General features: G+C 70.1%; 11 protein-coding genes. 10 read left to right on the forward strand and 1 reads right to left on the reverse strand.

Annotation, left to right across the window (positions count from 1 at the left end):
• Positions 1–446 precede the first annotated feature (446 nt).
• The 7 genes from ACGFIM_RS21720 (at position 447) to ACGFIM_RS21750 (ending at position 9,071) form a co-directional block, all read left to right on the forward strand.
• Entirely contained in the window at positions 447–1,670 is a 1,224-nt protein-coding gene (locus tag ACGFIM_RS21720; RefSeq protein WP_393202888.1) for a M20 family metallopeptidase, read from the forward strand.
• 548 nt (positions 1,671–2,218) lie between these two features.
• On the forward strand, positions 2,219–3,286 hold the full coding sequence (locus tag ACGFIM_RS21725; RefSeq protein ID WP_393202890.1) for a BMP family protein: 1,068 nt from the start codon (positions 2,219–2,221) through the stop codon (positions 3,284–3,286).
• Between the two features lie 89 nt (positions 3,287–3,375).
• Positions 3,376–4,983, forward strand: a complete 1,608-nt coding sequence (locus ACGFIM_RS21730) for an ABC transporter ATP-binding protein (RefSeq protein WP_393202892.1) — start codon at positions 3,376–3,378, stop codon at positions 4,981–4,983.
• Positions 4,983–6,125: an ABC transporter permease gene (locus ACGFIM_RS21735; RefSeq protein ID WP_393202894.1), complete on the forward strand. Its 1,143-nt coding sequence runs from the start codon at positions 4,983–4,985 to the stop codon at positions 6,123–6,125. Before ACGFIM_RS21730 ends, ACGFIM_RS21735 begins: the two co-directional genes overlap by 1 nt.
• On the forward strand, positions 6,122–7,402 hold the full coding sequence (locus ACGFIM_RS21740) for an ABC transporter permease (protein ID WP_393202896.1): 1,281 nt from the start codon (positions 6,122–6,124) through the stop codon (positions 7,400–7,402). The genes ACGFIM_RS21735 and ACGFIM_RS21740 overlap by 4 nt, the downstream gene beginning before the upstream one ends.
• Complete coding sequence (locus ACGFIM_RS21745) at positions 7,399–7,794, forward strand: cytidine deaminase (RefSeq protein WP_393202898.1); 396 nt, start codon at positions 7,399–7,401, stop codon at positions 7,792–7,794. Before ACGFIM_RS21740 ends, ACGFIM_RS21745 begins: the two co-directional genes overlap by 4 nt.
• Positions 7,794–9,071 (forward strand): thymidine phosphorylase, encoded by a 1,278-nt coding sequence (locus ACGFIM_RS21750; protein WP_393202900.1) that lies wholly within the window; start codon positions 7,794–7,796, stop codon positions 9,069–9,071. Before ACGFIM_RS21745 ends, ACGFIM_RS21750 begins: the two co-directional genes overlap by 1 nt.
• 121 nt (positions 9,072–9,192) lie before the next feature.
• Here the strand turns inward: ACGFIM_RS21750 and ACGFIM_RS21755 are convergent, their stop codons facing one another.
• Entirely contained in the window at positions 9,193–9,591 is a 399-nt protein-coding gene (locus ACGFIM_RS21755; protein ID WP_393202902.1) for a MarR family winged helix-turn-helix transcriptional regulator, read from the reverse strand.
• A gap of 88 nt (positions 9,592–9,679) precedes the next feature.
• Between ACGFIM_RS21755 and ACGFIM_RS21760 the strand changes: the two genes are divergently transcribed.
• From ACGFIM_RS21760 to ACGFIM_RS21770, 3 genes are read left to right on the forward strand one after another with little or no spacing between them, the layout of a single operon-like run.
• Positions 9,680–11,203 carry an MFS transporter gene (locus tag ACGFIM_RS21760; protein WP_393202904.1) on the forward strand — a complete coding sequence of 508 codons (1,524 nt, stop codon included), beginning with the start codon at positions 9,680–9,682 and terminating at the stop codon, positions 11,201–11,203.
• Positions 11,204–11,233: 30 nt separating this feature from the next.
• Entirely contained in the window at positions 11,234–11,632 is a 399-nt protein-coding gene (locus ACGFIM_RS21765; protein ID WP_393202906.1) for a YbaB/EbfC family nucleoid-associated protein, read from the forward strand.
• Positions 11,629–11,931 carry a type VII secretion target gene (locus ACGFIM_RS21770; RefSeq protein WP_393202908.1) on the forward strand — a complete coding sequence of 101 codons (303 nt, stop codon included), beginning with the start codon at positions 11,629–11,631 and terminating at the stop codon, positions 11,929–11,931. The genes ACGFIM_RS21765 and ACGFIM_RS21770 overlap by 4 nt, the downstream gene beginning before the upstream one ends.
• Position 11,932 lies beyond the last annotated feature (1 nt).

An 11,932-nucleotide genomic window follows, 5' to 3' on the forward strand; every position in this document is an offset into this window, starting at 1 on the left:
TGGCAGCATCGGGTCACGATCTACTGATCCCTTGTGACTATTTCAGGATCAGGTCCCTCCACGCGAAGAGTGGCGACCTGCGATTTCGGACGTGCTCCAGGCCAACTTTTGGGGAGTCTGTCGGTCCGCAGGCGCCTGAGGGCGATAAAGTCGAAGGTATCGCCGCGGGCTGCACGGCCGATCGCTGTGGGCCTGGGTGCGGCCACGGCTGCTCGCGAACATGGAACGAACGCTGCCGTGCGCCTACGATTCGACGCCAACTAGGCGGGGTGGATCTTCAGACCCCGTAGGCGGGGTGGATCCCGCGACGCGACCTCGCGCCGCACTGGGCCGCTTTCACCAGCTGGCGGCCACGCGGCGATGGAGTGGTTCTTTTCGAGCGCATGACGTCATGCATCGCCCAGCGCTTCCCGGGCAGAGCATGGCACAGGACGGGACGGTGACATATGCGGGGACGTGAGCTTCGAGGAGAGCTCGACGCGTTCCTGGCGGAGACCGAGCAGGAGCTCGTGGCATTCCGCCGCGACCTCCACATGCACCCGGAGCTGGCCTTCGCCGAATTTCGCACGACGCAGCGGATCGCCGAGCGGCTCACCGCCGCCGGGCTCAAGCCCTCCGTACTTCCCAAGGGCAGCGGGCTGATCTGCGACGTCGGGAGCGGCGACGGCCCCACCATCGCCCTGCGCGCCGACATCGACGCCCTGCCCCTGCAGGACGAGAAGGACGTGCCCTACCGCTCCACCGTGACCGGCGCCTGCCACGCCTGCGGCCACGACGTGCACACCACCGTCCTGCTCGGCACCTCGCTCTTCCTGGCCCAGCAGGCCGAGGCCGGACTGCTGCCCGGCCGCGTACGCCTGATCTTCCAGCCCGCCGAGGAACTGCCCGGCGGCGCGCTCGAAGTCATGGCGCACGGCGGCATCAGCGGCGTCGACCGCATCTTCGGCCTCCACTGCGACCCGCGCGTCGACGCCGGCCGGCTCGGCATCAGGACCGGCCCCATCACCTCCGCCTGCGACAAGATCGCCGTGCGCGTGTCCGGGCCCGGCGGCCACACCGCCCGCCCCCACCTGACCGCCGACCTCGTCTTCGCGCTGGCCAAGATCCTCACCGAACTGCCCGCCGCGCTCTCGCGCCGCGTCGACCCGCGCTCCTCGCTCAGCCTCGTCTGGGGCAAGGTCGCCGCCGGATCCGCGGCCAACGCCATCCCCGACGACGGCGTGGCCGAAGGCACCGTACGCTGCCTCGACGAGGACGCCTGGCACGCCGCGCCCGACCTGATCAAGTCGCTGCTCGAGTCCGTCGCCGGGGCCTACGGCGTCGAGGCCACCCTCGACTACACCCGCGGCGTGCCGCCCGTCGTCAACGACGAGCTCAGCGTCGAGATGATGTCCGCCGCGGCCGAGCAGGCCCTGGGTGCCGGCTCCGTCGTCCCGACCCAGCAGTCGCTCGGCGGCGAGGACTTCGGCTGGTACCTCGAGTCGATCCCCGGCGCCTTCGCCCGCCTCGGCACCCGCTCGCCCGGCGGGGTCACGTACGACATCCACCAGGGGACGTTCGACGTGGACGAGAAGGCGATCGCCGCCGGCATCCGCGTGATGGCCACCACGGCCCTGACCTCCCTGTGGGAGGTCGGCCCCATCGACTCCATCACCAACGCCATGGCCTGACCGCACTTCGGGCGGCCGCACGAGCGGCCACCCACCACCGTGGAAGGACCTCCGCCCCACTCCGGCGGGGGTCCTTCCGTGTAGGGGGTCAGGTACGGCGAGGCGCCGTCCTTGAACGAGGCTCGCACTTTCACGGTCGGCGTGCCGGAGATGCGGACGTCGCCGAGGCGGGCGTGGTGCCGGTGAGCGTGGCCACGAGCAACGCGGCCGGCGGTACGGCGAGCCTCCTGCGGGCCTGGGGAGGATGCAGGCGGGCTCCGATGAGAGTTTTCGGCCTTCGCTGGGAATCTCCGTCACGATGAGCCCTGGGGCAAGAGGGGAGCGTGGGGCGAAGTTGGGGAAAACTTTCCAGATGTCGTACCGTGTGCCTGCTTCGTGCCTGATTCAGATCCCAGGTCACGGACGCGAGTGATGTCGATAACGGAGCGGTTGCGACCCTGTGCGACGGTTTGGTTGTCCCTGGTCAAGCAACTATCTTCCGTGCAGGTGCCGCGCGTTTCTTCGCGCCTGCGATGAGATCCGGCGGCGGGGAAATGGAAGGAGTCGCCTTGCTCGGCAAGCGATTCAGCAAGCTGATGCTCGGTTCGGTGGCGGGCGTCATGCTCATGGCAGCCGCCGCATGTGGCGGCGGCGGTGGTGACACCACGGCCGGTGAGGAGCCGACGGGGGCCGCGAGTTCGGAGGCGGGCGGTGGCTCGCTGAAGGTGGGTCTCGCGTTCGACGTCGGTGGGCGTGGTGACAAGTCCTTCAACGACGCGGCGTACGCCGGTCTGGAGAAGGCGAAGGCGGAGCTGGGTGCGGAGATCAAGGAGCTGAGCCCGTCCGCTGACGGCTCCAACCGCGGTGACCTGCTGCGCCAGCTGGCGGACGCGGGCTACAACCCGATCATCGGTGTCGGTTTCGCTTACGCCGAGGACGTCAAGAAGGCGGCCGAGGAGTACCCCGACATCCAGTTCGCGATCGTCGACTCGGCCTCGAACGCCCCCAACGTGACCGGCCTGCTGTTCGCCGAGGAGCAGGGCTCCTACCTGGCGGGCGTCGCCGCGGCGACCAAGTCGGAGACCGGCCACGTCGGCTTCGTCGGCGGTGTCGAGTCCGACCTGATCAAAAAGTTCGAGGCGGGCTTCGTGGCCGGCGTGAAGTCGGTCAAGGCGGACGCCAAGATCGACGTCCGGTACCTCACCCCCGACGGTGACTTCAGCGGCTTCAAGGCCCCCGACAAGGGCAAGGTCGCGGCCGAGAAGATGTACCAGGACGGCGCGGACATCGTCTACCACGCCGCCGGCGACTCCGGCCTCGGCGTGTTCCAGGCGGCGGCCGCGGCCGGCAAGAAGGCCATCGGCGTGGACTCCGACCAGCGCGAGACGGTCAAGGAGCCCGAGCTGCAGAAGGTCATCATGACCTCGATGCTCAAGCGCGTGGACGTCAGCGTGTTCGAGTTCATCAAGGCCTTCCAGGGCGGCGCCAAGGGCGGCTCGGACGTGACGTACGACCTCAAGGTCGACGGCGTCGGCCTGTCCACCACGGGCGGCGAGATCGACGACATCAAGGACAAGCTCGACGCTGCCAAGAAGGACATCGTCGACGGCAAGATCACGGTTCCTGCCAAGCCGTAATCGGGGTTGGAGTGAACAGCTGAGGGCCCGGAGTCCGTACACTTCGGGCCTTCTGTCTATGCGCCCCACCCGCTTCTAGGAGAGGCGAAATGAGTGCTGACACCCTGGCCACGGCGCGACCCGCCGTAGAGCTGGAGGGCATCACCAAGCGTTTCCCCGGTGTCGTCGCGAACCACGACATCTGCATCACCGTCCAGCCCGGCACGGTGCACGCCATCGTCGGGGAGAACGGCGCGGGCAAATCCACCCTGATGAAGATCCTCTACGGCATGCAGAAGCCGGACGAGGGCACGATCAAGATCAACGGCACGGAGGTCAGCTTCCGCACGCCGAGTGACGCGATCGAGGTCGGGATCGGCATGGTGCACCAGCATTTCATGCTCGCCGACAACTTCACGGTGCTGGAGAACATCGTTCTCGGCGCCGAGCCGACGCGGGCGGGACGGCTCGACACCGCATCGGCCCGCAGGCGCATCATCGAGCTGGCCGAGACCCACGGCCTGCGGGTGGACCCCGACAAGCTGGTGGAGGACCTCGGCGTCGGCGACCGCCAGCGCGTCGAGATCCTCAAAGTGCTCTACCGCGGAGCCCGCATCCTCATCCTCGACGAGCCGACCGCCGTGCTCGTGCCGCAGGAGGTGGACGAGCTCTTCCAGAACCTGCGCGAGCTGAAGGCCGAGGGCCTGACGGTCATCTTCATCTCGCACAAGCTCGACGAGGTGCTCGGCATCGCCGACGCCATCACCGTCATCCGGCGCGGCACGACCGTGGCCAGCGTCGATCCCCGCGAGGTCACCGCGCGCCGGCTCGCCGAGCTGATGGTGGGCAGCGAGCTGCCCACGGCCGAGACCCGCGACTCCACCGTCACCGACACCGTCGCGCTCCAGGTCTCCCACCTGACCGTGGAGGCCGACGGGCACCACCCGCCGCCCAAGGGGGCCGGCCTGGCCGGTTACGCCGCCAGGCTGCGCGAGGAGGGCAAGCGGCTGCTGCTCGACGACGTCACGTTCCAGGTCCGCAAGGGCGAGATCCTGGGCATCGCCGGCGTCGAGGGCAACGGCCAGTCCGAGCTGATCGAGGCCATCATGGGCATCCGCCCGGCGCACGGCCTGGTGGAGCTCGACGGCCGCGACATCAGCCACTGGTCCACGCTCAAGCGGCGCGAGGCCGGCATCGGCTACATCCCCGAGGACCGCCACCGCCAGGGCCTGCTCCTGGAGGCGTCGCTGTGGGAGAACCGGGTGCTCGGCCACCAGACCAGAAAGCCCGCCAGGCGCGGCATCTGGGTGGACAGGAAGGCGTCCAAGGCCGACACCCAGCGCATCATCGACGCGTACGACGTGCGCACCCCGAGCGTGGAGACCCTGGCGCTGGCCCTGTCCGGCGGCAACCAGCAGAAGCTCATCGTGGGCCGTGAGATGAGCGGCGACCCCGTCTTCCTCATCGCCGCGCACCCCACGCGCGGCGTCGACGTCGGCGCGCAGGCCGCGATCTGGGACCACCTGCGCGACGCCCGCGCCGCCGGGCTCGCCGTGCTGCTCATCTCCGCCGACCTCGACGAGCTGATCGGCCTGTCCGACTGCATCCAGGTCATCTACCGCGGCCGGCTCGTGGCCGCGCTCGACCCCTGCGAGATCACGCCCGAACAGCTGGGCGGTTACATGACCGGCGCCATCGCCGGAAACGAGGAGAAGTGATGCCCGCCGGGCTCAACCGGGCACTGCTCACCGTCGTCGGCGCCGCCGTGGCCGTCGTTCTGGCGATCGCCGTCTGCAGCGTGGCCATCGTCGTCGCGGGCGGCAGCCCGATCGACGCGCTGGCCGCCTTCTTCGACTTCGGAGAGAGCGCGCGTGCGCAGTCCAACTCCGTCGCCACTCTCCTGAACCGGGCCGTGCCGCTGTTCATCGCCGGTCTCGCGGTCGCCGTCGGCTTCCGCATGAACCTCTTCAACATCGGCGTCGAGGGCCAGTACCGCATCGCCGCCATCTGCGCGGCGTTCGTGGGCTCCACGTTCACCGCGCCCGCCCCCGTCCAGATCACGATCATCATCGTGGTCGCGGCCGCGGTCGGCGGCCTGTACGCGCTGATCCCCGCCGTCATGAAGGTGACCAGGGGCGTGAACGAGGTCATCTCCACGATCATGCTCAACTACATCGCGATCGCGCTGTCGGCGTACCTGCTGCGCGAGCCGTTCGCGGGCGAGCGGGCGGAGGGCCAGCTCAACACGACCACGCCGCCGCTGCCGAAGTCCGGCATGTTCCCCGACCTGAACTTCGTCTTCGAGTGGTTCGGCATGCTGCCGCCCACCCGCAACGGCGGCCTGTGGGGCTTCCTGCTCGTCGCCGTCGCGCTGGGCGTGGTGATCTGGGTGGTGCTCGAACGCACGAGGTTCGGCTTCAACATCAAGGCCAGCGGCCTGAACGGCCCGGCCGCGCTCGCCTCGGGCGTCAACCCCAAGACGATGATCATCGCGGCCATGATGCTGTCCGGCGGCATCGCGGGACTCATCGGCCTGCCCGAGATCCTCGGCGACCGCGGCGCCTACACCAACAACTTCACCGCCGGGCTGGGCTTCCTCGGCATCGCGGTGGCGCTGCTCGGCCGCAACAAGCCCGTCGGCATCGCGTTCGCCGCCCTGCTGTTCGCCTTCCTCGACCGGGCGCAGGGCGCGCTGCAGTTCGCCGACATCCCCGCCTCCGTCGTCACGATCATCCAGGGCGCGATCGTGCTGCTGGTCGTCGTGGCCAACGAGGTGACGAACCGCATCGCGCTGAGAATCGAAGAACGGCGAGCCGCCCAGCAGCTCGGCAGGAACACCCCCGTTGAGGTGGCAGCATGACCAGGGTCCGCAAGTACCACCTCGCGCTGATCGCCGTCGCCGGGCTCATCCTGGTGGTGTCGCTGGTCCGTGTGCTGACGGGCTTCGACGACCTCACCGCGTCCGGCACCGTCGGCGCCGCGGTGATCCTCGCCGTGCCGATCGCCCTTGCGGGTCTCGGCGGCCTGTGGTCCGAGCGGGCCGGCGTGGTCAACATCGGCCTCGAAGGCATGATGGTGCTCGGCACCTGGTTCGCCGGCTGGGCCGGATACCAGTGGGGCCCATGGGCCGCGCTGGTCGCCGGGCTGATCGGCGGCGCGCTCGGCGGCCTGCTGCACGCCGTCGCGACCGTCACGTTCGGCGTCGACCACATCATCAGCGGCGTCGCCATCAACCTGCTCGGCCCCGGCATCACCCGCTTCCTGTCGGAGGTGCTCTACAAGGAGGGCACGCCGGCCGCCGAGGCGGGCGCGGGCATCACCAGCTCGCCCGCGATCAGCGGGGACACGCCCACGATCAGCCTGCCGCTGCTGTCCTCCGGTCCCGACCTGCTCGGCGCGCTGGAGAGGACCCACTGGTTCCTGGTCGCCGACATCGCCGGCGTGCTGCGCGGGCTCACCCACGAGATGAACCTGCTCGTGGTGCTGGCCGTGCTGCTGCTGCCGCTGACGTTCTTCGTGCTCTGGCACACCGCCTTCGGCCTGCGGCTGCGCTCGGCCGGTGAGAACCCGTGGGCGGCCGAGTCGCTCGGCGTCAACGTCTACCGCATCAAGTACATCGCCGTGGTGATCTCCGGCGCGTTCGCCGGGCTCGGCGGCGTGTTCCTGGTCTTCGTCTCCGACAAGTACGTCGAGGGCCAGACCCAGGGCCGCGGCTTCATCGGCCTCGCCGCGATGATCTTCGGCAACTGGCGGCCTGGCGGCCTGGCCGCGGGCTCCGCCCTGTTCGGCTACGCCAACGGCCTGCAGCTGCGCAGCGCGCAGACCGTCAACACGTTCTTCCTGTTCGGCGCGGTGCTGCTGCTGGTCTACATCGCCCTGCAGATCCGCCGCATGACCGCGCCCGGCCGGCCCGCCGAGCCGGCCGCGCCGGGGGTCAGGCAGTATGTGCTGATGGCTCTGGCCGTCGTGGGCGCGGCCGTGCTGTTCTGGCTCTGGCTGGTCATCGACCAGCTGCCGAACGACTTCGTCTTCATCACGCCACACGTGCTCACGCTGCTCGTGCTCCTGGTCGCCTCCCAGCGGCTGCGGATGCCCAAGGCGGACGGCGTGAGCTATCGCCGGGGGGAACAACATTGAGCATCGACTGGGACCGCCTGCGCGAGGAGGCCGCGGAAGCCATGCGGCACGCCTACGCGCCGTACTCGAAATTCCCTGTGGGGGCGGCGGCACTGGTGGACGACGGCCGCGTCGTCACCGGCTGCAACGTCGAGAACGCCTCCTACGGCGTCGGCCTGTGCGCCGAGTGCGGCCTGGTCTCGGAGCTGCAGCGCTCGGGCGGCGGCCGGCTGGTGGCCTTCACCTGCGTGGACGGTCACGGCGAGCTGCTCATGCCGTGCGGGCGCTGCCGCCAGCTGCTGTACGAGTTCGGCGGTGACGACCTGCTGGTCGAGACCGAGGACGGGCCCAAGCGCATGGCCGAGATCCTGCCGTACGCGTTCGGCTCCCAGGACCTCAGCAGGAGCTCCTGATGGACGCCATCGAGGTCATCCGCGCCAAGCGGGACCGGCGCGAGCTGACCACGGCGCAGATCGACTGGGTCATCGACGCGTACACGCGCGGTGAGGTCGCCGACGAGCAGATGTCGGCCCTGGCCATGGCGATCCTGCTGAACGGCATGAACCGGCGCGAGATCGCCGACTGGACCATGGCCATGATCCGCTCGGGCGAGCGCATGGACTGGTCCTCGCTCGACCGGCCGACGGCCGACAAGCACTCGACCGGCGGGGTCGGCGACAAGATCACGCTGCCGCTCGCGCCGCTGGTCGCGGCCTGCGGGGCGTACGTGCCGCAGCTGTCGGGGCGCGGGCTCGGGCACACCGGCGGCACCCTCGACAAGCTGGAGTCGATCCCCGGCTGGCGGGCCTCGCTGTCCAACGCCGAGATGCTGGACGTGCTGCGCACCGCCGGCGCGGTCGTGTGCGCCGCCGGGTCCGGCCTCGCGCCCGCCGACAAGAAGCTGTACGCGCTGCGCGACGTCACCGGCACCGTCGAGTCGATCCCGCTCATCGCCTCGTCGATCATGTCGAAGAAGATCGCCGAGGGGACCGGGTCGCTCGTCCTCGACGTCAAGGTCGGCTCGGGGGCGTTCATGAAGACCGTGCCCGACGCCAGGGAGCTGGCCGAGACCATGGTCGCGCTCGGCACCGACGCGGGCGTGCGCACGGTGGCCCTGCTCACCGCCATGGACCGGCCGCTCGGGCTGGCCGTGGGCAACGCCCTGGAGGTCGCCGAGGCGGTCGAGGTGCTGTCGGGCGGCGGCCCCGCGGACGTGGTCGAGCTCACCGTGCGGCTGGCCCGCGAGATGCTGGAGGCCGCCGGGATCAGCGGGGCCAAGGACCCGGCCAAGGCGCTGGCGGACGGCTCGGCCATGGACGTCTGGCGGCGGATGATCTCCGCGCAGGGCGGCGACCCCGACGCGCCGCTGCCCAGGGCGGCCGAGACCTTGACGGTCGAGGCGCCCGCCTCCGGCGTGCTGACCAGGCTCGACGCCTACGCGGTCGGCCTGGCCGCCTGGCGGCTCGGCGCGGGCCGGGCGCGCAAGGAGGACCCGGTGTCGGCGGGCGCGGGCGTCGTGCTGCACGCCAAGCCCGGTGACGAGGTGCGTGCCGGGCAGCCGCTCATGACGCTGCACGCCGACGAGGCCCAGCGCTTCGAGCGCGCGCTCGAAGCCTTGGAGGGCGCGTACGAGGTGGGCGCGGCCGCCGAGGAGCGGCTGCCGCTCGTCATCGACCGCATCGCTCCCTGACGCGTCGTCAGAACCGCCGCACGGCCGACGGGGCCGTGCGGGACGCGTCATCGCGCCATCGCGCTGCTCACGCGCGGTGGCGCGTTCTCGTTCTCCGGGTCGGCGGCGGCGTGCCGCCGTCCTAGACCGGTGCGCCGGGTCTGGGGGCGGGGGCGCCGCTGAAGATCTCGTTGAGCACGGCGCGCTGCGTGGGCAGCGCCTCGGCGTGCCGCGTGCGGCCCTCCTCGGTGATGCTGACGAACACGCCCCGCCGGTCGGCGTCGCAGACCCCGCGCGAGACGAGCTTGGCCTTCTCCAGCCGTCCTACCACCCGTGACAGCGCGCTCTGGCTGAGGTGGACCTCGTCGCACAGTTCCTGGATGCGGAGCTTGCGGTCGTGGTGGACGATCCGGTCGAGCACCTCGAACTCGCTGGGCCCGAGCCCGTGACGCTCGCCCAGCTCCCGCTCCAGCGCGCACATCGCCTGGGAGTGTTTGGCCAGGACGTAACGCCAGGTCTCGACCACGTGCTCCGCGTCCATGTCGCGGAGATTATCACCACGTGAAACGAGCATGCAACGACATTAAATGCATTTGCATAAGATGCGCGTGCATGTATTGTGTCGCGTCATGACCTCCTCTTCCTCGCGCTGGGCGGCGCTGGCCGTCCTCTGTGCAGTGATCTTTCTTGACGCTCTTGACGTCTCGATGGCGGGTGTCGCGCTGCCCGCCATCCAGCACGACCTCGGTTTGACGACCTCGTCGCTGCAGTGGGTGGTGAGCGGCTATGTGCTCGGCTACGGCGGCCTGCTGCTGCTCGGCGGCAGGACCGCCGACCTGCTCGGGCGGCGCAGGGTGTTCCTGGTCGCCTTGGGCGTGTTCGCCGTGGCGTCGCTGCTCGGCGGCGTGGTGAACGACGGCGGCCTGCTGATCGCGGCGCGGTTCGTGAAGGGCGTGGCCGCCGCGTTCACCGCACCGGCCGCCTTGTCGATCATCACGACCACCTTTCCCGAGGGGCCGCAGCGCAACAGGGCGCTGAGCATCTTCGCCGCCTGCGGCGCGAGCGGCTACTCCCTCGGTCTGGTGCTGTCGGGGCTGCTGACGGAGCTCGGATGGCGGTGGACGCTGCTGATGCCGGTGCCGGTCGCGATCCTCGCGCTGATCGCCGCGCTGAAGGTGCTGCCGCGCGGCCGCGATGAGCGGGCCGAGGGCGGCCACGACCTCCTCGGCGCCGTGACGATCACCGCGTCGATGCTGCTGCTGGTGTTCACGGTCGTGCAGGCACCGGAGGCCGGCTGGGCCTCGGCCCGTACGATCGGCTCGCTGGTGGGTGTGGCCGCGCTGCTCGGGCTGTTCGTGTTCACCGAGCTGAAGGTGCGCCACCCGCTGGTGCGGCTCGGCATCCTGCGCTCCGGCCACATCGTGCGGGCCAACCTCGGGCTGGTCATCCTCATGGGCTCGTACGTGGCCTTCCAGTTCGTGGCCATGCAGTACTTCCAGAACCTGCTGGGCTGGTCGGCGCTCGGCACCGCCCTGGCGTTCCTGCCCGCCGGCCTGCTCGTCGCGCTCACCTCGACCACGATGGGCGACTTCGCCGACAGGTTCGGCACCGGAAAGCTCATCGTCATCGGCGCGGCCGCGCTGGCCGGCGGGTACGCGATCTTCCTCGGCATCGACCGCACCCCCAGCCTGGGCGGCATGGTGATCCCCGGCATGATCCTGCTGGGCATCGCGTTCGCGCTGTCGTTCCCGTCGCTCAACATCCAGGCCACCAGCGGCGTGGACGACGACGAGCAGGGCCTGGCCTCCGGCCTGCTGAACACCTCAGGACAGGTGGGCGGCGCGATCGTGCTGGCCGTGGTGACCGCCGTGCTCACCTCGGGCGGCGGCGGTGAGACGCTCACGATCGGCTCGCTGCGCGCGGCGATCGTGGTGTCGCTGGTGCTGGCGCTGATCGGGCTGGCGGTCTCGGCGACCGGGCTGCGGGCGCGCAAGGCGGTTCCGGCGCAGGCAGAGTCCGTACGGACCTACGAAACGGTGTGGTCATCGCATAGCCCCCACAGTTCCTCAGGGTGGGGGCTAGGTGACAAAAGGGTTAACTCTCCACCAATGGTGCGAAAATCGCCATCTGGGGTCAGGATGATCATCTTATGATCCCGTGGGACGACACGGGGAGGAGGCCGGGTGGCCGACGCGTTCGAGGCGACCATCGAGGAGATGGCGCGCGAGATCGACCAGGAGGTCGCTCGGGTCCGGGAGACGTACGCGGAGTACAACGCGATCGAGCACACCTCGCGCTCCAAGGACGGGCTGGTCGCCGTCACCGTCGGCAGCGGCGGCCGGCTGCTCGGCATCGAGCTGAACCCGCGCGTCTACCGCAGCCTGTCGCCGTCCGAGCTGGCCGAGGCCATCAAGCGCCAGGCCGATCTCGCCGCCGCCGAGGTCGCCGAGCGGGGCAGGGCGCTCATGGCCCCGCTCATGCCCGACACCGAGCACCTCGACGCGCTCTTCGGGGAGAACCCCGGCATCGACCCCTTCGCGCCCGGCTCCGTGACGCAGACCCGGCGGGAGACGGGCCGGTGAAGGACGGCTTCTACGTACGGCCGGAGTCGCTGCGCGGCCACGGCAACCGCTACCAGGAACTGAAGGCCAACGTCGAAGAGGCGAGGACCGCCCTGCGCGCCGCCTTCGACCGGGACAGAAAGACGCTCGGCAACGACGAGTACGGCGCCGAGCTGGCCAAGAAGCTCCCCGGCATCGAGCAGAAGATCGAGGAGGCCTTCACGGCCTACCTCGACGAGCTCGACGACCTCACCACCGGACTCAACGTGGCGAGCCGTAATTACGAGGCGGCGGACCGGCCGCCGGAGCGGCGCGGCTGAC

It is taken from the genome of Nonomuraea sp. NPDC049309, assembly GCF_043196965.1.
Classification (GTDB): Bacteria; Actinomycetota; Actinomycetes; order Streptosporangiales; family Streptosporangiaceae; genus Nonomuraea; species Nonomuraea fastidiosa.

Coding starts and splice junctions, on each gene's coding strand:
- ACGFIM_RS21720 (WP_393202888.1), top strand. CDS start 447: ATGCGGGGACGTGAGCTTCGAGGAGAGCTCGACGCGTTCCTGGCGGAG.
- ACGFIM_RS21750 (WP_393202900.1), top strand. CDS start 7,794: ATGGACGCCATCGAGGTCATCCGCGCCAAGCGGGACCGGCGCGAGCTG.
- ACGFIM_RS21735 (WP_393202894.1), top strand. CDS start 4,983: ATGCCCGCCGGGCTCAACCGGGCACTGCTCACCGTCGTCGGCGCCGCC.
- ACGFIM_RS21755 (WP_393202902.1), bottom strand. CDS start 9,591: ATGGACGCGGAGCACGTGGTCGAGACCTGGCGTTACGTCCTGGCCAAA.
- ACGFIM_RS21740 (WP_393202896.1), top strand. CDS start 6,122: ATGACCAGGGTCCGCAAGTACCACCTCGCGCTGATCGCCGTCGCCGGG.
- ACGFIM_RS21730 (WP_393202892.1), top strand. CDS start 3,376: ATGAGTGCTGACACCCTGGCCACGGCGCGACCCGCCGTAGAGCTGGAG.
- ACGFIM_RS21760 (WP_393202904.1), top strand. CDS start 9,680: ATGACCTCCTCTTCCTCGCGCTGGGCGGCGCTGGCCGTCCTCTGTGCA.